23 protein-coding genes are annotated in these 24,538 nt (G+C 55.5%); 8 read left to right on the forward strand and 15 right to left on the reverse strand.

The features are described 5' to 3' along the window. Window positions 1-88: 88 nt before the first annotated feature. Together J4772_RS01005 and J4772_RS01010 are read right to left on the reverse strand one after the other, a co-directional pair. Window positions 89-1,390, reverse strand: coding sequence for a sensor histidine kinase (locus J4772_RS01005; RefSeq protein ID WP_209073795.1), 1,302 nt, complete (start codon window positions 1,388-1,390; stop codon window positions 89-91). Next, complete coding sequence (locus J4772_RS01010; protein ID WP_209073796.1) at window positions 1,378-2,067, reverse strand: response regulator transcription factor; 690 nt, start codon at window positions 2,065-2,067, stop codon at window positions 1,378-1,380. The genes J4772_RS01005 and J4772_RS01010 overlap by 13 nt, the downstream gene beginning before the upstream one ends. A gap of 192 nt (window positions 2,068-2,259) precedes the next feature. Here J4772_RS01010 and J4772_RS01015 point away from each other — a divergent pair, with 192 nt between their 5' ends. Then, on the forward strand, window positions 2,260-2,517 hold the full coding sequence (locus J4772_RS01015) for an aspartyl-phosphate phosphatase Spo0E family protein (protein ID WP_247740966.1): 258 nt from the start codon (window positions 2,260-2,262) through the stop codon (window positions 2,515-2,517). On the opposite strand, the gene tadA is transcribed toward J4772_RS01015, so the two are convergent. Further along, the gene (tadA, locus tag J4772_RS01020) at window positions 2,473-2,934 is read right to left on the reverse strand and encodes a tRNA adenosine(34) deaminase TadA (RefSeq protein WP_116062425.1); all 462 of its coding nucleotides are present in this window, start codon (window positions 2,932-2,934) and stop codon (window positions 2,473-2,475) included. The two genes, J4772_RS01015 and tadA, sit on opposite strands and share 45 nt — an antisense overlap. Before the next feature lie 238 nt (window positions 2,935-3,172). Here tadA and J4772_RS01025 point away from each other — a divergent pair, with 238 nt between their 5' ends. Next, a complete protein-coding gene (locus J4772_RS01025) occupies window positions 3,173-3,967 on the forward strand; it encodes a glucosaminidase domain-containing protein (RefSeq protein ID WP_209073797.1) in 795 nt (264 codons plus the stop codon). A 13-nt stretch (window positions 3,968-3,980) separates the two neighbouring features. Here J4772_RS01025 and J4772_RS01030 read toward each other — a convergent pair whose 3' ends face one another. The 11 genes from J4772_RS01030 to J4772_RS01080 form a co-directional block, all read right to left on the reverse strand. After that, a complete protein-coding gene (locus J4772_RS01030) occupies window positions 3,981-4,820 on the reverse strand; it encodes a flagellar motor protein MotB (protein WP_116062423.1) in 840 nt (279 codons plus the stop codon). After that, window positions 4,801-5,607, reverse strand: coding sequence for a flagellar motor stator protein MotA (motA, locus tag J4772_RS01035; RefSeq protein WP_116062422.1), 807 nt, complete (start codon window positions 5,605-5,607; stop codon window positions 4,801-4,803). The genes J4772_RS01030 and motA overlap by 20 nt, the downstream gene beginning before the upstream one ends. 283 nt (window positions 5,608-5,890) lie before the next feature. Then, the gene (locus J4772_RS01040) at window positions 5,891-6,094 is read right to left on the reverse strand and encodes a DUF378 domain-containing protein (protein ID WP_116062421.1); all 204 of its coding nucleotides are present in this window, start codon (window positions 6,092-6,094) and stop codon (window positions 5,891-5,893) included. Window positions 6,095-6,253: 159 nt separating this feature from the next. Then, window positions 6,254-6,754: a GNAT family N-acetyltransferase gene (locus J4772_RS01045; RefSeq protein WP_209073798.1), complete on the reverse strand. Its 501-nt coding sequence runs from the start codon at window positions 6,752-6,754 to the stop codon at window positions 6,254-6,256. A 55-nt stretch (window positions 6,755-6,809) separates the two neighbouring features. Beyond that, window positions 6,810-7,754 carry a glycoside hydrolase family 43 protein gene (locus tag J4772_RS01050; protein ID WP_209073799.1) on the reverse strand — a complete coding sequence of 315 codons (945 nt, stop codon included), beginning with the start codon at window positions 7,752-7,754 and terminating at the stop codon, window positions 6,810-6,812. Window positions 7,755-7,844: 90 nt separating this feature from the next. Beyond that, window positions 7,845-9,704 carry a glycoside hydrolase family 127 protein gene (locus J4772_RS01055; RefSeq protein WP_209073800.1) on the reverse strand — a complete coding sequence of 620 codons (1,860 nt, stop codon included), beginning with the start codon at window positions 9,702-9,704 and terminating at the stop codon, window positions 7,845-7,847. Between the two features lie 57 nt (window positions 9,705-9,761). Continuing rightward, the gene (locus J4772_RS01060; protein WP_116062417.1) at window positions 9,762-10,592 is read right to left on the reverse strand and encodes a carbohydrate ABC transporter permease; all 831 of its coding nucleotides are present in this window, start codon (window positions 10,590-10,592) and stop codon (window positions 9,762-9,764) included. Continuing rightward, entirely contained in the window at window positions 10,589-11,476 is an 888-nt protein-coding gene (locus J4772_RS01065) for a carbohydrate ABC transporter permease (RefSeq protein ID WP_116062416.1), read from the reverse strand. The genes J4772_RS01060 and J4772_RS01065 overlap by 4 nt, the downstream gene beginning before the upstream one ends. Window positions 11,477-11,760: 284 nt before the next feature. Beyond that, window positions 11,761-13,185: an ABC transporter substrate-binding protein gene (locus J4772_RS01070; RefSeq protein WP_209073801.1), complete on the reverse strand. Its 1,425-nt coding sequence runs from the start codon at window positions 13,183-13,185 to the stop codon at window positions 11,761-11,763. A gap of 137 nt (window positions 13,186-13,322) precedes the next feature. Then, window positions 13,323-15,089 carry a sensor histidine kinase gene (locus J4772_RS01075; protein ID WP_209073802.1) on the reverse strand — a complete coding sequence of 589 codons (1,767 nt, stop codon included), beginning with the start codon at window positions 15,087-15,089 and terminating at the stop codon, window positions 13,323-13,325. Beyond that, a complete protein-coding gene (locus J4772_RS01080; RefSeq protein ID WP_209073803.1) occupies window positions 15,086-16,693 on the reverse strand; it encodes a response regulator transcription factor in 1,608 nt (535 codons plus the stop codon). The genes J4772_RS01075 and J4772_RS01080 overlap by 4 nt, the downstream gene beginning before the upstream one ends. 279 nt (window positions 16,694-16,972) lie before the next feature. Between J4772_RS01080 and J4772_RS01085 the strand changes: the two genes are divergently transcribed. The 5 genes from J4772_RS01085 (at window position 16,973) to J4772_RS01105 (ending at window position 21,684) form a co-directional block, all read left to right on the forward strand. Next, window positions 16,973-18,178: an MFS transporter gene (locus J4772_RS01085; protein WP_247740967.1), complete on the forward strand. Its 1,206-nt coding sequence runs from the start codon at window positions 16,973-16,975 to the stop codon at window positions 18,176-18,178. A gap of 80 nt (window positions 18,179-18,258) precedes the next feature. Beyond that, the gene (locus J4772_RS01090) at window positions 18,259-19,107 is read left to right on the forward strand and encodes a sulfurtransferase (RefSeq protein ID WP_209073804.1); all 849 of its coding nucleotides are present in this window, start codon (window positions 18,259-18,261) and stop codon (window positions 19,105-19,107) included. A 12-nt stretch (window positions 19,108-19,119) separates the two neighbouring features. Beyond that, window positions 19,120-19,779, forward strand: coding sequence for an AlkZ-related protein (locus J4772_RS01095; protein WP_209073805.1), 660 nt, complete (start codon window positions 19,120-19,122; stop codon window positions 19,777-19,779). A 327-nt stretch (window positions 19,780-20,106) separates the two neighbouring features. After that, a complete protein-coding gene (locus J4772_RS01100) occupies window positions 20,107-20,583 on the forward strand; it encodes a GNAT family N-acetyltransferase (protein WP_209073806.1) in 477 nt (158 codons plus the stop codon). Window positions 20,584-20,604: 21 nt separating this feature from the next. After that, a complete protein-coding gene (locus J4772_RS01105) occupies window positions 20,605-21,684 on the forward strand; it encodes a CHAP domain-containing protein (protein ID WP_247740968.1) in 1,080 nt (359 codons plus the stop codon). Between the two features lie 274 nt (window positions 21,685-21,958). Here the strand turns inward: J4772_RS01105 and J4772_RS01110 are convergent, their stop codons facing one another. Beyond that, a complete protein-coding gene (locus J4772_RS01110) occupies window positions 21,959-22,864 on the reverse strand; it encodes a helix-turn-helix domain-containing protein (RefSeq protein WP_209073807.1) in 906 nt (301 codons plus the stop codon). A gap of 126 nt (window positions 22,865-22,990) precedes the next feature. On the opposite strand from J4772_RS01110, the gene J4772_RS01115 reads away from it, so the two are divergent. Continuing rightward, a complete protein-coding gene (locus tag J4772_RS01115) occupies window positions 22,991-24,532 on the forward strand; it encodes a glycoside hydrolase family 31 protein (protein ID WP_209073808.1) in 1,542 nt (513 codons plus the stop codon). Window positions 24,533-24,538: the final 6 nt, after the last annotated feature.

The raw sequence follows: 24,538 nt of genomic DNA on the forward strand, positions 1-24,538 counted from the left end.
GAAAGCGCGATAGCTCCGCATCTATGAACCCAGTATATCGGGGCTGCCTTACAAGCCTAAGGGGGGATTGCTTACAGTTCTGTAAGCTTCACAATTTCGCCGTCAGCGACGGAAAAGGATGGAGCGGGAGCGTTACATGAAACGCCGTGCCTTGCGGAACATTCGCGGTTGCGGACAATACGCCTCCGTGCTTCTCGATAATCGAGCGAGCCAGCGGCAGTCCTAGTCCGACTCCGCCGCCATCGCCGGAAGTACGGTAAAACTTCTTGAAAATATGCGGCAGATGCCGGGGATCAATGCCCGGTCCCTGATCCTTCACATGCAGATGCGTGAAGGTGTGCGTCTGCTCCCATCCGATAGCGACTTCGCCTCCCGGCGGGCTGTGCTCGACAGCGTTCTTAAGCAGGTTAGCCAGCGCTTCTCCCATCCAATGGGCATCGTGGAGCAGGCTCAGTGAAGCGTCGGAGTCGTCAATGACGATACGAACCTGCTTGTCCTCCGCCAGGCGATGAACGGATTGCACCGCTAGCTTTACCGTCTCTGCGAGCGGGGATGACTTCGAGTTAAGCTCGAGCGCATCCGCCTCCAGCCGGGCCAGCTTCAGCAGCGTCAGAATCAACCATTCCATCCGGTCCAGCTCGCGGCGGCAGCGGCCGAGAAATTCGGCGGTGTGCGTTTCGTCGAGCTGACCGTCTTGCAGCAGATCGGTATAGATCATGAGCGAAGCAAGCGGCGTCTTGAGCTGGTGGGAGATGTCCGCGACTGTCTCCTTCAGGAACGCTTTGTCTCGGTTCAACTGCTCGATCGTCTCCTTGAGCCGTTGGGAGAGCTCTTGCGCGCCGCTGGCCAGCAGTCCGAGATCTCCTTCTTCATAAAGCCGATAGCTCATTGGCTCGTTGCGTTTGACCGCATCTTCCATCGATACCGCCAGCTTGCGCATTACCCGGGACTGCCGAGCGTATTCGCGATAAAGCAGCGCCGCGGCGATCGCGATAAGGGCGCTATTGCCGAGCAGTAGAATCCAGGTTGTGCGGCGGCGATGCTCCTCCAGGGCCGGCAACCAGCGCGCGTCAATCGTCTGACCCACTCCATGGCGCTCCAGCAAACGGCGCCCTTCCTCCGCGGCCTGCGGCGAAGCCTGATCGGGAGAGGCCAACCGGTCGAACCATTCCTCCGCCAACTCGGGATGTCGCTCGGCCAGGCTGCCCAGCAGCGCGGCTTCCCGGCTCAGCCAGACCTGCTTGAGCTTCTTGGTGGAGTAGAAGCTGTAGAACAAGGAAAGAGAAACGGACAGAACCAGGAGCAAAGACAGAATCAAGACCAGGCTTCGCATAGCGGGGTTGCGCCTTTGCCTGGCAAATTCGGCTTTCCGGCGCTCTAGACGTTCCATCGGTATCCGGCTCCTCGTACAGTGATAATATATTGAGGATTTTGGGGGTCTTCTTCGATTTTCTCCCTCAGCCTGCGGATGTTAACCGCCACCGTGTTATCGTCCAGCACCTCGGCGCCGTCCGGCCACACGTGCTGAATAATCTGATCTCTGGAAAGTACGGCGCGAGGATGCGTCATGAACAACAGCATCAGGCGAAATTCCGTTACGCTAAGCGGAAGATCCTTCCCAAGCTTGTCCAGCCGCATCTCGCCGATATGGAGCGTCAGAGATCCGGAGACGAGCGTGTCCTCTCCTCGGCTGGTAAGGGAGGGTCCTCTACGACGCAGCACGGCTTGAATACGCGAGAGGAACTCGCGCAAGCGAAACGGCTTGGTAATGTAGTCGTCTCCGCCAAGGTCCAGGCCCCTTACGATATCGAACTCCTGATCGCTAGCGGTCAGGAAAATAATCGGAACGTCGCGCTCCTGCCGAACTCGCTCGCAGAAGTCAAAGCCGTTGCCGTCCGGCAACTGCACATCCAGCAAGAGCAGATGAATTTCATGCTGGCTCAGGGCGTTCCGCGCTTCGGCCAGATTGCGCGCGCCAACCACCTCGAAGCCCTCTTGCTGCAAGGTGAATTGAATGCCGCGATGCAAGGAATCGTCGTCTTCAACGAGCAATATACGAAGGCTCAACCTTGAACGCTCCTTTCCTAGTTCTGTCTTCCTAATTTTGTCGAAAAATGGTTTGAAAATGTGTATTCCAGCTCGACACCATTCTACAAAAAAATGGATATTTTCGCCCTATAATGAAAGTAGTTCAATTCTCCTAACGATTCGTGATGATGTTGGCAGAGCCTAATCGAGGCTGAGGAAAGGAGCGGTCAGATGACGGCCGTGGAGACAACCGAATTAGTCGCTCGCCTCGAGCAGCTGCAGAAGCGATTGTGCAAAATGGCCAACGACATTGGCAATCTGACCGATCCGGAGATTCTGGCGGTCAGCGAGGAAGCCGACCGCTTGATTGTCCAGCTTCAGCGTCTGCGCAAAGAGGAATCGAATATACGGAAGCAGAGCGGCATCTTCGCGGTATCCGCAGTTTTATCGGCTGCGAAGTCTCCGGAAGAAGTCGGTAAGCAAAGATGAGCATTCGGCTTGAAGCACGCCAGCGGTCCAGGCCGATGCATGATTAAAGCGAGAATCCTGGAGCAAATCCATAAGCGTGCCCACACATCCGGCCTTCGGGTCGGTCGTTCCGTATACGACGCGTTCGATGCGGGATTGTAAAATAGCGCCCGCGCACATGGGACAAGGCTCCAGCGTGACGTATAGGGTGCAGTCGAGCAGACGCCAGGCTTGGAGCTGTTCGCTGGCTTGTCGAATAGCGATCATCTCCGCGTGAGCGGTCGGGTCGCGATCGCGTTCTCTCAGGTTGTACCCTGCCCCGACGATTTCTTCACCGCGAACGATAACGGCGCCGATCGGAACTTCTCCCAGCGATTCGGCATGTTTAGCTTGCCGGATCGCTTCTTTCATCCAACGTTCGTCTTCAGTCAAACTCATCATCGGTCTCCTTACTCCGCGAACACGCATTCGATGTTAACATGCTGTGCACAAGTCTGTGGATAAGTAGGCAGTTACCCACAGAGTTATACACAGAATATGTTTATAACGGTGTGAATAACTGAATATAATTGTATCAGGTTGGGAAATAAGTTCAAATCCTCGACTTCCCGGAATAGATATACAAAGAAGAAGGATCAGCTCGGACAAACTGTTCGGGATCGAGGGGGGCGTCTCAATGGAAACGCTGGATGCGGTATTTCGGAAGCATTCGGAATTGGAGCCGACAGGCAAGCTGAGCATGTTGGGTGAATCCGTCTGCTCTGCGGATCGCTTGCTCGCTTATGCGAGAAGGAGGAATCCGCAATCGCCGGACGTGTCGGAGAGCTATGTTCGTCTCGGAAAGCTATACGGGATTCGCGGGGACGTAGCTTACTGTCAAGCGGCTTATGATACGAGATGGTGGACCTCCGAGTTGGCCGGTCCGGAATGGGCGCCGCAGGTTAGGGCGCAGTGGGCGGACGAGGAAGCGATCGAGATCCGGATGCAAATGCTCTATGCGTTGGCTACGTTCCGGCCGTTTCCGTCGGAGGCGAAGGTTGCGGACGACCGGCAGATTGCGCATATCGAACGGTCGGGCTGGCGAGGCAAAGCGGCCTGCTGGGAGGATCTGAGCGGCAAATGGTCGCATTCCGGGAATGTCGGGTATGGCCGATACGTTGTGGCCATGTGGCGCGGAGTGCTGGAATGGGACGGCCAAGGCGTTCCTCCGAAGCTGCCGGTCTATCGGCAGGAGTTTACGCCGTCCGTCCGTACGGCAGTGCGGAAAACCGGCACGGTAGACTGGTCGTCCTTCGTCAGCGAGCAGATGAAGTGGCTTCTGCATCGGCAGCTGCTGCCCGTTCCGGCGCCGCACCCCGATCGCAAGGTGACTTGGGAGGAGCTGGCCGCTCTACTCCGCCAATGGGAAAACAGCCGTCGAACGCAAGAGCAAAAAGAACGCCGCGAGGAGGATACCCCGGACGTTCCTTGAGAATAGACGAAGATTATTGAGAAGCGCTTTGCTGCGTACCGTTCGCGTTGGCCGCTACCGAGATCTTCTGATCTTCTGTCATCGGCTCTGTGTAGTGGCGCAGAATGGAAACCTCGACTCTACGGTTTACGGCTCTGCCGGCTTCAGTGGCGTTGCTCTTAAGCGGGTGGAATTCTGCGTAGCCGGTTGCGCTGAACTGCTTCGGATCGAAGGCTTCGTTCTGGAGCAAAATTTTCATGAAGTTGATGGCCCGTTTGGAGCTGAGCTCATAGTTGGACGGAAACTCGGCGGTATTGATCGGCTGGTTGTCGGTATGTCCCTTCACCTGAACCTCGTAATCCGGGTATTGTTCAAGCATCGTTCCAATCGCTGCGGCCAGCTTCTGCGAATCAGGCTTAATGGTGGCGCTGCCGGAAGCGAACAGGGCATTATCCCGGATCGTGATCAGCAGCTGCGATTGATTCAGCTGCGTCTCAAGCTGTGTGGACAAACCGTTCTTCGCGATATATTGATCGAGATTTTCCTTCAGCTTTTCCAAGTTTTCTTGTTCTTCCTGTTGCAGAACAGCACGGCTTTTGTTCTTCCGGCCGTCGTTGGAGCGGTTTTGCGTATCATCTGTGAGGCGCCTCTGCATACTGTCATCTGTAACGGAGCCGCCGTCCAGAACGCCGAGGCCGGAGCTAAGCGCCGATTTGAACGCCTGACTCAATGCTTCCAGCTTGGAGATGTTGACCGAGCTGGACGCATATAGAACGATGAACAGCGCCAGCAGCAGCGTCATCAGATCGGAATAAGGGAGCAGCCAAGATTCGTCCGCATGCTCCTCATGATGTTCATGCCGTTTTTTGCTCATTCGGCTCGTCCTCCTTCTCAGCGAACGCCAGACGCTCCTTAGGAGTAAGGAATACAAGCAGCTTCTGTTGAATCGCAATCGTGGACACGCCGGATTGAATCGACAGAAGTCCTTCGACCATCATCAGCTTGAGATCGATCTCGCGTTTGGACAGACGCTTCAGCCGGTTGGACATCGGGTGCCAGAGCACGTATCCTGTGAAAATACCGAGGAGAGTCGCGATGAAGGCGGCGGCGATAGCGTGCGCTAGCGCGTTCATATCCGCCAGATTGCCCAGCGCGGCAATCAGTCCGATAACGGCGCCAAGCACCCCTAGCGTAGGAGCGTACATACCCGCCTGTGAGAAGATTTGCGCGCCGGCGCGATGGCGCTCTTCCGTAGCGGAGATATCCTCAAGCAGAACGTCCCTTACAAAATCCTGCTCGTTGCCGTCGATGATCATGCGCATGCCGTTTTTCAGAAATTGATCTTCAATTTCGTCGACGCGGGCTTCAAGAGCAAGCAAGCCTTCGCGGCGCGTCGTTGTCGCCCAATCCGTAAACATAGCGATGACTCTCTCGCGAGGGATTAGCTTGGGCTCGGAGAAAATCAGCTTAAACAGCTTCGGCACCTTGGCGAGATCCGACATCGGGAAAGCAACGCAGACGGAGGCGACGGTTCCGACGAGAATAATAATGTAGGCGGCAGGGTTGTTGACCAGGTTGATAATCGGAGCGCCTTTCAGATACATCCCTAACACAAGTGCGACTAAGCCTAGACCGAGACCAATAAAGATTGAATTTTTCATCATACACCCCGATATATGAAAGAATATTATGTACATAAGTCAATGCTGCCGCATCAGGCGACACTATAATAGGTTTATCGACAGATTAAGGCGAAAGCTTTAGAGGGGAACCCGTATTTTCGCAAATTCGTCGCAAGGACAAGCTCTGGCAAGGGGAAGAGAAAGTCGGGAGGGCGCGGAGAAATAAGGAAACGAGGGAGAAAATCGGCCGGCGCGGCAAAGAGGCTGCGGCCTCCCCTGGCAATGTGCCATTGGGGGATGCCGCAGCCTCATGCGCTCCGCTCTAGTTGTCTTTGGCGACCTTCGGAAGAAGGGCGATCGCGTACAGCGCGGCGATGCCGACGATGATGTACACGATTTTCGAGCCTACCTCCGCCGCGCCTCCGAAGATTTCGCTGACGACGTCGTACTCGAACAAGCCGACCGAAAGCCAGTTCAACCCTCCCAAGATGACAAGGATCAGACTAATGACGTTTAGCGCCTTCATTCAGTTACAGCCTCCTTAAATAGGGGTTTTACGCCCATAGTGTTGTCTCTCGTTTCCCGACGGAGAAACCGAGCGGCAACGCCATGCTGGTGAAACTGCCTGACAGGAGCAAACTCATTCTTGTTGTTCCCTATAGTTCTATGAAAGGGGGCTTGGCCGTTATGCCATTCCTTGCCATACCATGCAATTCACCCGGACGATTCCGTGTGAAGCTCTCCGTTCGTATTGATCGGTCACGACGAAGCCCGCCTTCTCATAAGCCCGGATCGCGCGGCGATTCCACTGCTCTACTTCCAGGTCGATTTCCGCTTCGGGCTGCCTGCGGAAGGCCTCCTGCACGACCAGCCTGGTCAGATGAGCTCCCCAGCCTCGGTCGCAGCAGTCGGGGCGCAAGCCCATTCCGAGCCGAATCGTGCGCTCCATCGGGAACAGCTGGACGTATCCGACGAGCGAATCGTCGGCAGCGTTCCTAACGGCCAAGTATTGAAGGCGACGCAGCTCCGGGTCTGCAAATTCTTTTTCTTCCCTGACCATATCGTCCCAGTCGGGCCACTTAAACAGGTGGTAAGGTTCGGGGTAGCGCCACGTGCATATCGCCTGCCCGTCCCGTTCGGTCATCGGGGCAAGCTGCAGCGGAGGCGCTGCGACGGCACGGCTCATGGATTTTCTCCTCAGAAATGACCAAATGCTGCTTCTCCAGCCGGGCATAGCGCGGTTACTCGGCTGGCCAGCCCGAGGTGGGCCTTGCGGCAACGCCTTCGAACGTCATCTGCACCGGCTCGATGCTTCCGTCAGCGGCAAACTTCATTCGGTCGATACACACGACGCGATGATTGCGATCAGTACGCGACAGCGGGCGCCGATGGTAGACGATATACCACTCGTCCGTGCCCGGTATTTGCAGTACGCCATGATGCCCCGCGCTCGTAGCTACGCCGGCGTCTTGCTGCAAGATTTTGCCCACGCGGCGGAACGGTCCCGCCGGGGATTTGGCTATCGCATAGGCGACCGAATAATCGGGTTCTCCCCAGCCGCCCTCCGACCACATAAAGTAATATTTGCCGCCGCGCTTAATCATGCAAGGTCCTTCGACAAATTGCTCCGGCGTCACTTCCTTAAACGTCTCGCCGTCTTCGAAGGAATTCAGACTGATCATATCCTCGCCAAGCCGGACGACATTGCAATGTCCCCAGCCGCCGTAATACAAATAGGCGGAGCCGTCTTCGTCGATGAATGCGTGCGGGTCGATCGGCTGTGCGCCGTTCACGAAACGGTCGATCAGCGGCTTGCCGAGCGCATCCCGATAAGGCCCTTCGGGCTGGTCTGCCACGGCGACGCCGATGCCGCCGTATTCCGCATCGCTCTGGATGTCGTTGGCGGCAAAATAATAGTAATACCGTCCGTTCCGTTCAACCGGGGAAGGCGCCCACATCGCCCGTCTGGCCCACGAGACGCTGCTCATCTCCAGAATCCGCTCCGACTTCGTCCAATGAACCAAGTCGTCCGAGCTGAAGGCGTCGAAACGAGTTTGCTCGTCATATGGGGCCGAGCAGGTCGGATAGATCCAATACTTCCCGTCGAATATTCTCGGCTCCGGATCGGCGTACCAGCCCTCCAGCACCGGATTGCCCGATTTCAAGCCGCCGTTGTCTTCGCTCATTTCCGATCTCCTTTCTCCATGCGCGTTGCGCCCGTATTAATGCTCATTCAAACGAGCCGGTCGCGCATGCTACGCACTGCGTACAACGCGTCAAGCTCGATATAGCCGTCGATCCGTCGCCTCGCGAATCCATACCTGCATGTAGCCCGCATCCCGGTTATCCCAGGCATAATAAGGAATCAGGCGGCAGGGCGTTCCGTCTGCGGCGCGGCCGGACAGAATCGTAACGCCTCCGAGCAGCTCCGGGCGATGCGTCGTTGCAAAGACAGCATCAGCCGCGATCGAGAAAGCGTCATACTGCAGGCCGGAATTGTCTGCCTGCTCGGCGCAGTAGACCAACGGTCCGCGCTGCAGCGCAACCCGGCCTCGGTTGGCTTCGACCTCGTCGCGAGCGCGCACCTTCTCCACAGGCATATCCAGCTCCAGCACGACGCGATCCCCGGCGGACCAGGCTCGTTCGATCACTAGATAACCATTGTCGAGCACAAGCCGAGCTTCGTCAAGTGCCTGTCCGTTAAGGGATGCACGATAGCTTTTGCACCAGCCCGGCACGCGGAGCCGGAGCGTGAAGGCGGCGCTACCCGACAACGGCTGTATATCGAGAGCGATGCTGCCGTCCCACGGATAACGAGTCGTTTGCGTTAGCCGAACGTTTCCACCCCCGCCTTTGCCGCTCAGATCCAGCTCCAGTTCCGCTTCGCTGCTGACATACTGATTGACGGATATACCGTTCTCCGTAGCGGCGTATACATATTGGCCGATGGAAGGCAGGAAGCGGACAAGGTTCGTCGGACAACAGGAGGTTTCGTACCATTCGACACGGTGGTGGCCGCCTTGCGAGGCCAACGGATTCTCGTAGAAGAAGCGGTTGCCGGACAGGGAAATGCCCGCCAGCGCTCCGTTATACATTTCGCGTTCGACGATATCGGCATAAGCGCCGTCGCCGAACAGCAGATTCATCCGGTGGTTCCAGAACGCCATCGCGATCGCCGCGCAAGTCTCGCAATAAGCCGTCTCATTGGGCAGATCGTAATCCTCAGTAAAGCCTTCATTATGCCGCGAAGGGCCTATACCGCCAGTAATGTACATATTTCGCTCCACCGTGTGCGCCCAGACGCGGTGCAGAGCCGCCGTATAGGCAGGGTCTCCGGAGGCGTGAACAACGTCGGCCATCGCCGTATACAGGTACATCGCGCGGACGGCGTGTCCGGTCACCTTCTCGATGTCCCGAACCGGAACGTCGTCCTGACAGTAGGGAGGGCCCCACTCCGGGATATCCCAGATTCGTCCGACGCCGTGTCCGTGTCCGCGTTCCTCAAGCAGCCACAGAGCCAGCTTCCAGTATCGTTCTTCTTCGGTGATCCGGTAGAGCTTGACCAATGCCAGCTCGATTTCCTCGTGGCCTTCCACCCAATGGCGTTTGCCGGGACCGAACGTCGCGTCGTAGTGGTCGGCCAGCCTGCGGGCGACCTCCAAAATCAGCGGCTTGCCGGTCGCTTCATAGTACGCGACAGCCGCTTCGATCAAGTGTCCGCCGTTGTACATTTCGTGCTTTTCCATATCGGTCCACTTGCCGTCCGGCGCTTGCAGCGTAAAATACGTGCACAGGTAGCCGTCCGGCTCCTGAGCGGAGGCAATCGCCTCGATGATACGGTCTATTTCTTCTTCCAGAGCGGAGTCGCGTTTAAGCATCAGCGAATACGCGGCTCCCTCCAGAACCTTATATACGTCGGAATCGTTAAAATATATGCCTTCGAACGCGCCATCGGCGCGCCCTCCGGCTTTATGGAAATTGGCGATCCGGCCGGTCGTCTCGCATTGCTCGAGGCAAGCCGGAAGCGTGACGCTGCGCACGGTTTCGAGACGCTGCCGCCAGAAGCCGTCTTCCATGCGCACCTTCGTAAACGGTATGCTTTTCCATCTTTTCAGCGGGGCTTCGGTATTCGGCATGATTTTTCTCCACACTCCCGTTTTTCGTTCGTTGTTTCTATCGGCTCAGGTCTCGCGCTATCCTTTCAGACCAGTCAATGTAATGCCGTCAAGGAAGTAGCGTTGTCCCGCGAGGAATACGATGACGCAGGGCAGCACGACGGCGGCGGACGCGGCCATCAGCAGGTCCCACTGCGCGGTGTAAGTGCCTTGGAACATTTGCAGGCCTAGCGCCAGCGTGAACAGATGATCGCTTTTCAAATAAATGAGAGGCCCCATAAAATCGTTCCACGTTCCGAGGAAGCTGAACAGGGCAACGACGATGACGGCGGAGCGGCTAAGCGGCAAAATGATCTTGAAGTAGATGCCGAAATAGCTGGCCCCGTCGACGACCGCAGCTTCGTCGAAGTCGCGCGGAATCGTCCAATAGAACTGCCGCAGCAAGAAGATGTTGAAGATACCTCCTCCGAAGTAGGCAGGCGCGATCAGCGGATAATACGTGTCGTAGAAGCCGAGCATCTGCCAGCCCAGGAAGCTGGGGATCAGCGTAACGGCGGCGGGGAGCATCATGCTCGACATGAGAATGCCGAAGATGACGTCGCGTCCCTTCCATTGAATCCGCGAAAACCCGAACGCCGCGATCGTGCTGGTCACTACCGTGCCGAGCAGAACGCCCGCGACGATGATGGCCGTGTTCACGAAGAACGTATCGAAGGGCAGAATCGTCAGCGCCTTGCGAAAATTGCCCCACTGAATCGGATTCGGAATCCATTCCGGCGGCATCGTGAAAATCTGCGACAGATTCATTAGCGAGCTTCTTATCAACCAGACAAATGGCGTAATAAACAGGATGGAAACAAAGATCAGCCCGATATATCCTCCGGCAAGCGTAAGTCGGGAAGTTTTCATGAGCGGCCGCCTCCTTCGTAATACACCCAGGATTTGGAGCTTCTGAATACGATAAAGGTGAAGAAAAGGATGATGACGAACAGCACCCAGGCCAGCGCCGACGCATATCCCATTTCCGTATCGCGGAAGCCGGTGCGCCACAGGTAGAACACATAGAATAAGCTCTTATTGTTAGGACCGCCCTCGGTCAGAATGTAGGCTTCGTTAAATACCTGAAAGGAGCCGATAATCGTCATAATGGTGTTGAAAAAGATCGTTGGCGTGACCATCGGAATCGTAATATGGCGCAGCTTGCTGTACCAGCCGCCGCCGTCGACTTCAATCGCTTCGTAGTATTGCTGAGGTATGCCGGACAGTCCGGCCAAGAAAATAATAACGGTACCGCCGATGCCCCACAGCGTCGTCAGCACGACGGACGGGATAACGCTGCCTTCCCCGTACAGCCAGGAGCTGGTCGGCAGGTGCAGCGACGACAGAACCGAGTTGATCAAGCCGAGATCGGGATTGAGCAGCCACATCCAGATCATCGCCGACGCGACGGCCGGCACGATGCTGGGCAAATAAATGATGGTGCGGAACAGCGCGCGGGCTCTGACCTTCATATTCAATAGAAGCGCGATGGCGAACGAGATAATAATGACGGCCGGCACGCGCAGCGCCACGAAATAAAAAGTCGCGCCTAGCGACTTGTAGAACAGATCGTCTTCTCCGCTGAACAGGCGGATATAGTTGTCGAAGCCGGTAAATGCGACTTGTTCCTTGAATACGTTGTAGTCGGTTAAGCTGAGCACCAGGCTGGCAATCATAGGGCCGAGCGTAAACAACAGAAATCCCAATATCGCGGGGGACGTAAACAGCAAGCCGTAAAATAGCCCTTTTTTCATGAGTACCTCCCGTTACAGGCTGGCATTAGGGGAGAGAGGGGATGTCCCTAAGTAAAGTTGCTTGTGATGATCGATATATAAAAAAAGGTGTATGTACCTCCCGGAGACTGCCTCATACGCTCCTGAAATCACATTGTAACGGGTTTACCTATTCAAATTTCAGGAGCGTATAGCATCGGAGGGAGGTACATACACCTTGCACCTTTATCATCGATCAGCGCTCAGAGCAACTGACTCTACTTATGGGACAAACCCATCTGCCCCTTGCTGTATGCCATATTTACTTAGATGTCGCGCCGTCCCTGGACCTGCTCCTGAGCTTTGGCTGCGATCGCGTTCATCGCCTCTTGCGCCGATTGCTGGCCGAGCCACACTTTATCGAGCGCCGGCGAGACGATATCCATTAGCTTGCTGAAGTTTTTGACATAGCCGGTCGGCGTCTGATGGCTGCTGTTCAGCATCACTTCCACGATCGCGTCGCGGTAGCCCGACGGACGGGAAGCCAGATTGTCCGTCCATCTGGAGAGCAGATCGCTTTCCGTATACCAGCTCTTGTAGGCCGGCATCCAGGTTCCCGCGGTAATCATATCAATAGAAGATTCAGGGTCGATCAAGTACTTGATCAGCTCCCAAGATTCCTGCGGGTACTTCGTCGATTTGAACATGGAGAACATGCCGCATACGACCGTTGTCATCGGCTTCTTCATAATCGGCAGCACGCCGACATTGTAGTTGAAGTTGGACTGCGCAAGTGCGGTGGACGCCCATTGCCCGTCGATCGCCATCGCGACCTTCTTCGTCTGCAGCGCTACGTTTGTTGCCGGGATATTTTTCGACTGAACCGGCGACGGCGCAACATGGTGCACGTTCATCAGATCGGCAATATTTTGGAACACTTCGACGGCTTCCGGTTGGTTCAACGCAAAGGTTGTTCCGTCCGCAGACACGAAGTCGCCGTCGTTGGAATAGATAAAGTTGCTGAAGCCTCCCCACCAGGTCGGGAAGTTAATGCCGTATTGTTTAATGTTCTTGGGATCGAAGTTCGGATCGTTCGCGTTCCGGCCCTTGGAGTCGATCGTTAGCAGCTTGGCCGTTTCTACGAATTGCTGCCAGGTCCAGGCTTCCGAAGCTTTCGACGGAGGAGGCGCGATGCCTGCTTCCTTGAAGATGTCTTCGTTGTAGAACAGGCCGAACGTTTCCGGACCGGGCGCGATGCCGATCACGTGTCCCGGCTCCAGCGAGTAGAGGAGGTTCGGAACCAGACTGTCGAAGTTGATGGTAGCGTCCTTGTCCAGGAATTCTTGCAAATTATAAAATTTTCCTTGCTCGGCCAACGGGAATGCGATCGAGCCGGATTCCATCATGGCGATGTCGGGCACGTCGTTGCCTGCGACCATCGTCGTCAGCTTCGTATCGTAATCCGCTGCGATATGCTGCAAATCGACCTTGATATGCGGGAACTTTTCTTCGAAACGCTTGATCGCCACTTTGTATGCGGCCAGTTCGTCCGGAGCTCCCCACACTGTCATTCGAAGCTTGATCGACTCGGGCTTGCCGCCGGTTCCTTCGCCGGTTCCTCCGCTGTTGGTCTGACTTGCTTCGCTCTGAGGCTGGTTGGAAGACGACGGCTTGGAGCAGCCGGTTAAGGCGACAGTCGCCAGCAGCACCAGTGCCAGCAGCCAAGCGATAGTATGTTTGCCACGTATCATACGATAACCCCTCTCGAATGTTCTAGGCTCATTCTTTTACATAGCTGCAGTCTATGTTGAACCCAGTATAGGAGATTTTGCAGCGCTTACATATTCCCATTATCTTTGTATTGGTGGACTATCATTGGCTCATCGCATTATCGCGGGAGAGTGATCCCGATCCGCGTCCCTTTGCCAAGATCGGACTGGATGTCGACGCCGTAAGGCTCGCCGAAAGCAAGGCGTATGCGCGAGATCGTATTGCGAATGCCGATCGAGGCCATCTCCTTGTGGAAAATGTTGTGCACCGCCTCAGGGCTCATGCCCCTGCCGTTGTCCTCGATCTCGAAGCGACAGGCCTCCTCCGTCATGCGCCCGCGAATGGTGATGACTCCGCCCGTCTCCGTCATCGCGAATCCGTGCAGAATCGCGTTTTCCACGAAGGGCTGGAACAGCAGACGCGGCATTTTGCAATCATAGAGCTCGGGATCGATATCGTAATGAACGGCGAACTTATCCTCGAATCGTACCGACATAATGTAGAAATAGCTCTTCATCCATTCCAACTCGTCGGTCAGCCGAACGGAGCCCCATTCCTTGCGCGTCGTGTATTGCAGCATATGGGAGAGACATACGAGCATCCGGCTCAGCTCTTTCTGCCCGTTCTCGATGGCGGTCCAGTTCATAATGTTTAAGGTATTGAACAGAAAATGCGGATTCATCTGCATGTTTAAGGCGCGAATCTCCGCTTCCTGCTCCTTCAGCCGACTCTCGTAGTTTTCCGTGACCAGCAGCCGTATACGGTCGTTCATCCGGTTAAAGCGCTGAATGAGCAGGCCGAATTCATCGTTCGTGCGCACGTCAAGCTGCGTATGGAAGTCTCCGTCTCCAACCGAACGCATAGCGCCGAGCAGCCGCTTGATCGGATTCGTAATTTTGCCCGAAATAAAATAAGCGAATGCCAGAGCGACCGCAACCATCGCCAGGGACAGCAGCACGGTGGAGGTGCGTATAACGGGAGCCAGCTCGCCGACGAGCGACGCTTCCGGCGTAATGACGATCGACAGCCACCCTGTTACTTTGGAACGGTCGAAGCAGACAATGACCGCTTCTCCGTCCAGCTTCATGCGCCGGGTTCCGCTGTCTTGCTCTTGCAGCTCCTGTACCCAATCCCCGTCGTAGCGCTGACTGATTCGCTCCGGCTCGCTGCTCCCCACTACCGTATTGAACGAATCGAGGATTAAATAGCGCGAATTGTCGGGAATGCTCTGCTCGAACAGCCTGGTCAGGGAATCGGCTTTGAAGCTGACGGCGAGCACCGGGCGCTCGACCCGCTCGTCCAATCTTTCCAGCGTCGAGTTATCCAGATAGGAGAAATCGAGTACGCGGGTCGCCGAGTATAGATAGCGGAAATCGAGACGTCCTTCCTCCAGATACGACTGATCGAACATATCGGCGAAATCATAGGTGGGATACCAGACCATTCGTCCGTCCGCCTGCTGCGCGGCGCGATAAACCGCCGACTGCTGCGGATCTCCCTGCGGCAGCGTCTGGCCGAACGTAAAATAAGACGTCCAGAGCTGGTAGGCGTAGACGTCTTCGATTTGCGAGAAATAGGATCTGAGAGCCCGGTTGACGACTCTGTCGGCGGCTAGCAGCTCGGCCTGATCGTTCGGATTCAACGTATTGAAGATTTCAAATAGCTCCTTATCCACAAACAAAGCCTGGCTGTTGCGGTCCACGATGCCCAGCTTGGTGTCGATAATTTCGTTGTTTTTGACGACGATGCTTTGCACGTTCTGCTGGGCCTGGCCGGTGACTACTTCCAAGCTTTTCGTATAGTAGATCATCCCGGCCGTCACGAGCGGAACAACAATGAGGAAGACGTAGCTGACCAGCAGCCGGATTCGGAAAGTGATTTTCATGAGAGACCGCCTCTTTGCTGCAGCAGCGACATCTGTCTGTGACGTTCGGGCGACAGTCCGAAATGCTTCTTGAAGACGCGACAGAAATATTTCGTGTCCGTATAGCCGGATTCGGCGGCAATCTCGTAAATTTTGAGCCGATTATCGGCCAGCAGCTGGGCAGCCCGTTCCATTCTCGCTTCCAGCAGATGCTCCGTGAACGTTTTGCCTGTGTGGTTTTTGATCCAGGTGCTGAAATACGACGGGTTAAAGAAGAAATGCTCGGCCGTCTGCTCCAACGTAATCGGCTTCTGCCGGTTGTCGGCTATCCATTTGACGCATTCCGCGGCTATTTCCTTGTCACCCGCCTCTTTGCCGGCATGCAGCGCCTGATGAAGCTCCCGCAGCCTGCTTTCCATCAGCGTCAGCAGCTCCCCGAATGTGCGGCATGCGGATACGCCGGTGACGGCCGCCTGCATAAGTGCGCTGCCCACCTGGCGATCGACATGCTCGCGGTTGCGGCTCTTGATCTTCATCAGCAGCAAAGCGGCCTGCTCCTTGAGGGAGGAGGGCGCTGTCCGTCCAGCGGCGGCAAACCGTTCGAAGCTGCGAGCGCATAGATCGACGGCCGTGCCCGCCGACCTGTCTTGCAGCGCTTCGAACAGCGCCTCGCTGTCGATCGGAGCGCTTGGACTCGGCACGGAAGTCGCGTCCTCCGCCGTCAAAGCTCCCTTATGCCGCTCATAGAAGTGATACACGCTTGCGGCGCGGGCTTGACGGCAGGCGCGCTCTCCTTCCTCCCATAACGATCGCGGCGCTTCGCCCGCGCAGTGCCAGAGCCTCCCCGTCAGGCTCCAAGCTTCGTTTAACGACAGCATATCGGTCCGCAGCCTCTCCCAGCTAGCCTCCAGCGTCTGCGGCTCCAGTCGCACGAGGGATATCCATTGGCCGGAGACGCCGGAAGGCGAGTCAAGCGGCAGCGTGCAGGCCGCTCCATATTGCGCCCAGACTCGCTCCATATCGGCCATCAGCGCTGAGGCATCATAGTCCAGCCCGGAGTCGGCATGAGGCTGAAGCTCGGAATAGATGACGGCGCCGCTTCCGTGCAGCCATTCCAGCTCGGTCAGCTCCTGCCGTTCCGCCTCCTTCACGTCGCCGCCGCTAATCCACGACAGAAGTAACCGCTTCCGGTAGGCGGAAGCAGCCGCGCGCAGCTGCAGCTTAAGCGTCTCCGATTCGGAATGTGGAAGCGTCTCTTCTTGCAGCGCAGCTTGCACTCGTCTTAGCAGCTCGGCTACTTTATCCCTATCGATCGGTTTCAATAAATAATCGTAAGCGCCGTGCCGCATGGCGGCTTGCGCATATTCGAACAGGTCGTAGGCCGACACCATCACCACTTTGGGTTTGAATGCTTCATGCTCCAGCAGGCCCAGCAGCTCCAAGCCGTCCAGGTTGGGCATTCGAATATCGGTCAGCACGACATCGGGCCGCTCCTCCCGAATCAGCGCAAGCGCGGCTTGACCGTCGCTGGCGTCGATGACGCAGTCGGACGACCGAAGGGACAGGATCATATTTTTCATGCCTCTGCGGTGTCTAGGTTCGTCGTCCACAATCAATATTTTCATCCGCGTTCCCTCCCCATTGCTTTAATTATAGTAAAAATCGGATTGCCGCACGGGGCGTATTATTTGGAAAAGTGGACTTTTGTTGGGGGTTTGACGAATGCACGGGAAAAGCGGCTAATAGGGGGAAGAAGACCGGAAGAACCTGGTGAACCCATGTTCCGGTGCCGGGTATGCTTCCCGCGATGCCTCGTGCGCAAATGCGGGCTTTTTGAACAACCTCCTGAAGGAAAGAACGTGGTATGATAGGGGAGTTGAATGGATAAAAGGAGATTAGGAATCGTGGGCAGACTTGTCTTATTAGGATGTATCGCATACTTGGTCGTGGGGATTGGACAACTGGTCGTGGGCACTGTCATGGAGCCGATGGTCGCGGCGTACGGAATCAAGTATGGCGACGGCGGGCAACTCGTTATGAATCAATTTCTAGGCGGATTGGTCGGGATTACGCTTGCTCCGTGGCTGATGGGACGGATCGGCAAGAAGCTGCTGCTGCTTGGCGCGCTTGGGGTCATGACCGTCGCTGAAATTATATATGCGTTTCAACCTTCATGGGGCGTGATGCTGGCAGCGGCTCCATTCGCCGGCTTTGGCTTCGGAACGACGGAGGCGCTCGTCGGTTCGTTCATTATCGGCGCGGCGATGGGCAATGCGAACGTGGCGATGAGCCGGGTGGAAATTTTCTTCGGCGTCGGCGCGCTGCTAATGCCGTTCGCGGGAGCGGCGTTTATATCTAGCGGGTACTGGGAGTCGGCGTTTGCTCTTGTCGGCGGCTTGGCCGCGATTGCGCTGGTGACGTGGTTTTTCTTCTGGCCGAAAATTCTGGATCGTCCTTTGGAAGGAGCGGTCCCTTCGCAAGCCCGTCGGCAGAGTACGCCGCACCGTGGATTTACGTTTGTCGTCCTGGCGGCTTGTTCTCTGTTTTTCGCTCTCTACGTCGGTTTGGAGATGAGCTTCGTACACTATCTTCCTTCGCTGCTGGTGAATCAAAACGGGCTGTCGGAATCGTCGGCCTCGCTGTCGCTTGGCCTGTTCTGGGGAGCGATGACGGTGGGAAGAATCGTATCGGGGCAAGCGGCTGATCGTTGGGGCGGCGGCGCGTATATGCTAGTGACCTGCTTAGCCGCGGCGTTGGTCTTCGCGCTTCTAGGCGGCTTCAGCAGCACCTGGGCGACGATTGCGCTGACATGCCTTGCCGGATTGGCAATGTCGGGAATGTTCGCGATCGCGCTCGTCTTTGCCAACCGGGCCGTGCCGGGGATGACCGAGCGCACGACAAGCTTGCTAATGGCGTTCGGGGGAATCGGCGGGGCGCTGATGCCGAAGCTGACGGGCTGGTTCCTGGATGAGAACGGCATGGAAGCCACCCGCTGGCTGTTCGCCGTTTTTGCCGTTCTGATGCTTGCGGTTATCGTCTGGGCGCTGCTGTCCGCCAAAGCGTTGGATCGGGCTCGCGGCGCAGCGCCGATTGCTGCCGGCAAAGCTTAATGACCGCATAGAGAAATGAAATATTGAAGGATGAAATGCTGCAAGACGAAAAAATGAAAAGATGAAAGGCGGTCGTTAAAATGAAAAATATCGTGTCCGTAAGATGGGTGCTGGCGCGTTTGTACGAGCCGGATGTGGTCGTCGTCGATTGCCGGTTCCAACTGGGACAGCCGGAAGCCGGTAGAAACGCATACGAGGAGTCGCATATTCCCGGCGCGATCTACCTGGACTTGGAGAAGGATTTGTCCGGACCGCTCGACGAGCATGGGGGCCGACATCCGCTGCCGGATGCGGCCGAGTTGGCCGCCCGGTTCGGTAAGGCGGGTATTAGCAACGAAACGCGCGTCGTAGCTTACGACGATCAGGGCGGAGCGATGGCCTCCCGGCTCTGGTGGCTGTTGAAATACTTGGGCCACGAGAACGTCTTCGTGATGGACGGCGGGTTCTCGGCCTGGAAAACGGCGGGATGCCCGGTGTCGGCCGAGCAGAAGATCATCGTCCCTGCGCAGTTTGTCGCAACGGTGCAGCACAGCATGCTGGTCGAGGCCGACGAGGTTCGCGAATCCCTCGATACAGGGCGCTATGTTCTGATCGACTCCCGCGAGGCTCCTCGCTACCGTGGCGAAGTCGAGCCGATCGATCTGGTGGCCGGACACATTCCCGGCGCGCGGAATATGTTCTGGGCGGAAGGCCGCCATGCCGACGGCAGCTGGAAGAACGCCAATGAGCAGCTTGAGCGGTTCTCGGGCGCGGGCTTGTCCGCAGACGACGAGATCGTCGTCTACTGCGGCTCCGGGGTCACGGCTACGCCGAACGTGCTGGCATTGCAGGAGGCGGGCTTCGGCAAGGTGAAGCTTTATGCGGGGTCTTGGTCGGATTGGATCAGCTATCCGGAGAATCCGATTGCGACAGGGGAAGAAGGGGAATAAGGGGGATTTTTAATGGATGCTTTAACTTATGAAGAATTCGTTCAATTGGTAGAAAAATATAAGATTCTTCCCTTCTCGGAGTTTGTGCCGGAATATCCATCGTTGACAGCGGCGTCAGTCAATAACGATTGGCATACAGGGACCGTTACGGATCCATGGCTATGGCGGATTCGGATAGTTCAGGATGGCGTTGCAGCATATGGGAAATTTTTTAGGGATAAGGCCTGTTTTATTCATATCGAATTTTTTCCCATAATCAGGTCCATCCTATCATCCGACAAAACCGTTGAGGAACGATATAAGGACGGTCTGATTTCAAGAACTGCATATCATATCTATAAAGTTTTGTGCGAGCACGGAAATATTGATTCGCGGAATTTGCGAAAATTGACCGATCTAAATAATAAAGAGAATAAAAAAGAGTACGAAAAATCGCTAGTCGAACTTCAGAATTACGGTGACGTAGTGATTACCGGAGCAGTAAATCAGAACGATGAAGATTCAGGCTGGAGCAGTATGTGTTACCAGCCATCGGAATTATGGCTGAGCTCGATGCATACAAGTCCTAATTATGCGACCATTGAAGATGCGAAAAATCGGTTGATAGCGGAATTATCCAGAAGCTGCTCCGATAAAGCCCTTAAATTCTTTACAAAGAAACTAAAGCTCTGACCGTGTACAATCAGCATGCCAACAGCGTCACGACGTGTTGCTAGAGCAGCAAAAGTTTCTCAGTTCCATCCTCTCGGAAATGGGGGGTTCTTGAGCTGGGGTTGCGATACTGTCCATAAAGCAGAAATAGACTGCTCCCGTACAAGGGATGCGGTCTATTCGATGTTCTCGTCTATAAGAACCTCCCAAAAGGAGTACCCTAAAAATGCCATGGATACATACTAGTTTATTAAAAAATTGAACATAAGTCTATTTCTTTTTGGGTATAGCTTGTATGTTATAGAAGCGACCGCGGCGCATAACAACTTATGGGAGGAGAAGCCCGACATGATTACGCTCAGAAAAATTACGCTCGAGAACCGGCGGGCCATATTTAATCTGGAGGTTTCAGAGGAACAACGCCGCTATGTGGCGTCCAATCTGTCGAGCGTGGCTTCGTGTCATGTCCTGGCAACCAATGGGGGACATCCGTTTCCGTTTGCCATTTATGCGGATGAACAGCCGGTCGGTTTTGTAATGCTGACTTATAAAATTACAGGGTACGAGCTCCCGACAATTGCGGAAGACAGCTACTGCATCCTGCGGTTAATGATTGACCAACACTATCAGAATCGAGGCTACGGCAGGGAAGCCATGACGAAAATTCTTGAGTTTGTCCGCACCTTTCCGGCAGGACCCGCTAAATATTGTTGGATCCCGTATAACGCCGATAATCTCCCCGCCAAAAAGCTTTATGAAAGCTTTGGTTTTCGCGAAAACGGTGAAATCTGTAACGACGAGCACATAAACGTATTGCGACTCTAAACACGGATAGGAGGGGAAGGATTGAACGGTGATAAAATGAATACGAGGCTCGATAGCGTTCGCTTTATGGTCCATGACATGATTATGTCCATTCCATGCGAGACCCGGAAACAAGAAGCCTGTGCTCACCTGTTTGGGGTGTCTGCTTTTGCTGCGATGCTCGCGAGGAGACGAAGGTTAAGCCAGGAGTTGGCGGCGATCGCGGGACTGCTTTACAACTATTACTTTTATAAGACAGGCATAAGGGATTTCCCGGGCCCTAACAGTTCCGAAGCTGTGAGGCCGCTATTAAGGGACTTGAATCTCTTTGACAAGGAAGAGCAAATCGCCGTCTTGAGAGCTATTTTCTATTGCCGAGACAGAAGCAGGATTTACGGGCCGTATGAAGAAATTGTAAAAGATGCCTGCTTACTGCACTTTTATTTTCAAAATACGGGGTGCAGCATTCCGTCTCAGGGTGCGGATAGACTTCGAAAGGCGCTTTATGAGTTGGCGATTCCAAACGATTTATCGGTAGAAGGGCATGGCCTTGGCAACACCGACAATCATCAGGACACGACGAATAGACGGAGTGATTTAGCCGACATCGCGGAAGCGTTAGCTGGGTCACACATCGTTGGAGCTCCGGGAGATCCGCGGTACCGGGAAATCTGCGGGTATTGGCCCGATACTGGCGTATACAAGGAATTACAGAATGAGTGGTGCGCCGCATTTGTATATCACTGCTGCCGCCGAGCCGGATTTCAACTTCCGATTCGCTACCCGAACGGCAGATGTCGGTTTGCCGGTGTAGGAGCTTGGTTAGAGTGGGCTCAGCTGCCCGAAACCGGATTTCTCTATTTTGACGGACAGAATGGATTTGTTCCGGAGCGCGGGGATATCGTGATTTATGAAAAACTGCTTTCCGATGATTCGCATGACCATATTGGAATTGTTCTAGGCTGCAATGAAGGGGAAATTGAAGTGGCTGAGGGCAACAGAGACAATCAGAACTATTCTAGCGTTTTTAACAGAGATCGGCGGCACTGTATCCTCGGTTATGTTCGAATCGACAACGACTACGTGTTTCAGTTCAACGGCGAATATAACCCGATCCAATGAACCAGTTGAGTCGTGACAGGTGACGGTAGGAGAGGGAGCTGTTTGCCTCCGAGGAGAATAGAAATGGCAGTGGGCGGCGGTTGTCAAAAAATAACGAAATTTAGCCCATCTGCTGAAGAGGTACTTGTTAAAGCGGCATCGCATATGTTAAAATCGCAATTAGGCAGACCGAAGTGCTGGTAACACCCGGTCTACAATCGGCTTGAATGGGGTTTCCCTTCAAGTTCCTAATGACTACCAGAACCCACCTGCGGCGTTAGCCACGGGTGGGTTTTTACATTTTCTTGTTATTCGGATCGGCGGAGGACGGAGCGGGGCTGCGCCGAAGCTGCATCGGCGTGCAGCCGCGATAACGCTTAAACAGCTCGTCCAAGTATTGAATCGTTCCGAAACCGGTTTGCTCCGCGATCCGGGTAATAGGCAAATCTGTGTCGCGAATGAGGACCTCCGCCTTGCCGATGCGGTAAAGGTGAATATACTCCGTGAACGTGCGTCCTACGGCATGCTTAAACACTCGGCAAAAGTGGTACGGGCTCATCCCTGCCGCACGCGCCGCTTCGCCAACGGTCAGCTTATCGCTGTATCGGGCTTCGATATAGGAGATGGCATCCTTCAGCCGTTCCATTCTGCGTTTGGCAGCCTCGCCTCGAACGTCCTCTCCGTCTGCGCTCTCCCCGTATTCGCGGGCCAGAACCAATAACAGCACATGAAGATAGGACTTGATCGCTAGTTCGAAGCCGGCGCTGCGGGCGACATACTCTTCGATGATGGAACGAATGATGGTTATACAGTTCGTGTAACCGTCGTCTCCAGTCTGCAGAAGAACGGGGAGCCGCAGCTTGCCCGTCAGCATGGAGCGGGAGGCCACATTCATGAAGTCCGAGCTGGCCAACCGGCTGCGATCGAGCAAAATTGTGTAATAGTCCGGCGGTGTATCGACAACATACCCGCTGTGAATGACCCCTTCTCCGATTAGAACAAGGTCGCCGGCCTGCCCGATGAACGAGCGTCCCCCGATATGCAGCTCCACTTGTCCTTGCCTCACGTAGATCAATTCCAGACAATCGTTATGCCAATGCGGCGGGAAAATGGTCGATCCGACACACTCGGGTTGGAACAGATTAAACGGATACGTATCGCCAAGCATGGCCAAATATTGATTATTTCCGCTGTCCGTCATGCTTTCGTCGCCCCTTGGAGATAATGAGCAAGATCGCGTAAAAATCCCGCAAGGTTGCCCGTAGACTCGTGCCTCGATTGTACTCTATGATCAAGGCAAAGAACAGGGCAGAGGGGAAAGATGAGCATGGAAAATCGGAAGCTGAGCATTCGTCTGATGGATAACGAAGTCTGGTGGGGGGGAGACATTACTTACGGAGATCAAATGCCGTTTGGACGAGAGACGATTGAGATTGACCTTGCCGCAGGCATTCGCGGGAATCAGGCGGCGCCGCTGCTCGTCTCAAGCAAGGGCCGGTACGTATGGGCTGACGCTCCGATTCGGTACCGGTTCGAGGACGGCTTGCTGACGGTTGTAAGCAACTCGGGGGAGCCGGTATTGCGCGGGGAGGTCGGGAATCTACGCCAAGCATTCCTTTCGGCGTCGCATGAGCATTTCCCGGCAACCGGTACGCTGCCGGACGCGCGTTTTTTCTCGGTGCCGCAGTATAACCTGTGGATTGAGCTGCAGTACGAGCCGACGCAGGAGAAGACGCTGCGCTATGCCGAGGCGGTGTTGGCGAACGGATTGCCGCCGGGAGTCATCATGATTGACGACAACTGGATGGAGGACTATGGGGTATGGCGTTTCCGATCCGACCGGTTTCCCGATCCTAAGGCGATGACAGACAGGCTGCACGAGCTTGGCTTCCAGGTCATGCTGTGGACTTGCCCGTTCGTCAGCCCGGATAATGCCGCCAATTTCCGGATGCTCGAGAGCAAAGGATATCTTCTGCGCGACGAGCGGGGAGAGACCGCCATTCGTAGGTGGTGGAACGGCTACAGCGCCGTGCTCGACTGCACGAACCCGGATGCGGTCGCTTGGTACCAGGAGGAATTGCAGCGTCTAATGGACGATTACGGCATCGACGGATTCAAGCTGGACGCAGGCGATCCCGAATACTACCGAGCGTCCGACCGGAGCGCGGTTCCGATGCATCCGAACGGCCATTGCGAGGCTTGGGCGGCAGTCGGCCGGCGGTATGCGTTTAACGAGTATCGAGCCTGCTGGAAAATGGGCGGACAGCCGCTTGTCCAGCGTCTGCGGGACCGCCAGCACAGCTGGGATCTGAACGGGCTTGCTTCGCTGATCCCGAACGGGCTTGCGCAAGGGCTGGCGGGTTATGCTTATATTTGCCCGGATATGATTGGCGGAGGGCAGATCGGAGACGTTGAGAACAATCCGTCGTTCCGCATTGATCAAGAGCTGTTCGTCCGTTACGCGCAATGCTCGGCGCTGTTTCCGATGATGCAGTTCTCGACGGCGCCTTGGCGCGTACTGGATCGGGAGCATCTCGCATACTGCGTCGAGGCGGCGAAGCTGCATGCGGAGCTTGGTGACACGTTCCTCGCGCTGGCGCAGCACGCTTCGACTACCGGAGAGCCGATTATGCGGCATATGGCTTACGTATTTCCCGACTGCGGGCTGGAGGATGTTACGGATCAGTTCATGGTCGGCGACCGTTTGCTCGTGGCGCCGGTCGTGGAGGAAGGGGCGCGTCGTCGCGTCATCCGTTTTCCTGCAGGCGAGTGGCTGGGAGACGATGGAAGCAGGGTGCAGGGACCTTGCGCGCTGGAGGCAGATGCGCCTCTGTCTCGCTTGCCGCATTATCGGTTAGTCGAAGAATAGGAAACG

It is taken from the genome of Cohnella sp. LGH, assembly GCF_017671885.1.
In the GTDB taxonomy this organism is placed as follows: Bacteria; Bacillota; Bacilli; order Paenibacillales; family Paenibacillaceae; genus Cohnella; species Cohnella phaseoli.

Coding starts and splice junctions, on each gene's coding strand:
- J4772_RS01040 (WP_116062421.1), bottom strand. CDS start 6,094: ATGAAGGCGCTAAACGTCATTAGTCTGATCCTTGTCATCTTGGGAGGG.
- J4772_RS01025 (WP_209073797.1), top strand. CDS start 3,173: ATGGAAACGCTGGATGCGGTATTTCGGAAGCATTCGGAATTGGAGCCG.
- J4772_RS01055 (WP_209073800.1), bottom strand. CDS start 9,704: ATGCCGAATACCGAAGCCCCGCTGAAAAGATGGAAAAGCATACCGTTT.
- J4772_RS01050 (WP_209073799.1), bottom strand. CDS start 7,754: ATGAGCGAAGACAACGGCGGCTTGAAATCGGGCAATCCGGTGCTGGAG.
- J4772_RS01075 (WP_209073802.1), bottom strand. CDS start 15,089: ATGAAAATCACTTTCCGAATCCGGCTGCTGGTCAGCTACGTCTTCCTC.
- J4772_RS01080 (WP_209073803.1), bottom strand. CDS start 16,693: ATGAAAATATTGATTGTGGACGACGAACCTAGACACCGCAGAGGCATG.
- J4772_RS01045 (WP_209073798.1), bottom strand. CDS start 6,754: ATGAGCCGTGCCGTCGCAGCGCCTCCGCTGCAGCTTGCCCCGATGACC.
- J4772_RS01065 (WP_116062416.1), bottom strand. CDS start 11,476: ATGAAAAAAGGGCTATTTTACGGCTTGCTGTTTACGTCCCCCGCGATA.
- J4772_RS01030 (WP_116062423.1), bottom strand. CDS start 4,820: ATGAGCAAAAAACGGCATGAACATCATGAGGAGCATGCGGACGAATCT.
- J4772_RS01090 (WP_209073804.1), top strand. CDS start 18,259: ATGAAAAATATCGTGTCCGTAAGATGGGTGCTGGCGCGTTTGTACGAG.
- tadA (WP_116062425.1), bottom strand. CDS start 2,934: ATGAGTTTGACTGAAGACGAACGTTGGATGAAAGAAGCGATCCGGCAA.
- J4772_RS01095 (WP_209073805.1), top strand. CDS start 19,120: ATGGATGCTTTAACTTATGAAGAATTCGTTCAATTGGTAGAAAAATAT.
- motA (WP_116062422.1), bottom strand. CDS start 5,607: ATGAAAAATTCAATCTTTATTGGTCTCGGTCTAGGCTTAGTCGCACTT.
- J4772_RS01070 (WP_209073801.1), bottom strand. CDS start 13,185: ATGATACGTGGCAAACATACTATCGCTTGGCTGCTGGCACTGGTGCTG.
- J4772_RS01115 (WP_209073808.1), top strand. CDS start 22,991: ATGGAAAATCGGAAGCTGAGCATTCGTCTGATGGATAACGAAGTCTGG.
- J4772_RS01005 (WP_209073795.1), bottom strand. CDS start 1,390: ATGGAACGTCTAGAGCGCCGGAAAGCCGAATTTGCCAGGCAAAGGCGC.
- J4772_RS01110 (WP_209073807.1), bottom strand. CDS start 22,864: ATGACGGACAGCGGAAATAATCAATATTTGGCCATGCTTGGCGATACG.
- J4772_RS01100 (WP_209073806.1), top strand. CDS start 20,107: ATGATTACGCTCAGAAAAATTACGCTCGAGAACCGGCGGGCCATATTT.
- J4772_RS01015 (WP_247740966.1), top strand. CDS start 2,260: ATGACGGCCGTGGAGACAACCGAATTAGTCGCTCGCCTCGAGCAGCTG.
- J4772_RS01060 (WP_116062417.1), bottom strand. CDS start 10,592: ATGAAAACTTCCCGACTTACGCTTGCCGGAGGATATATCGGGCTGATC.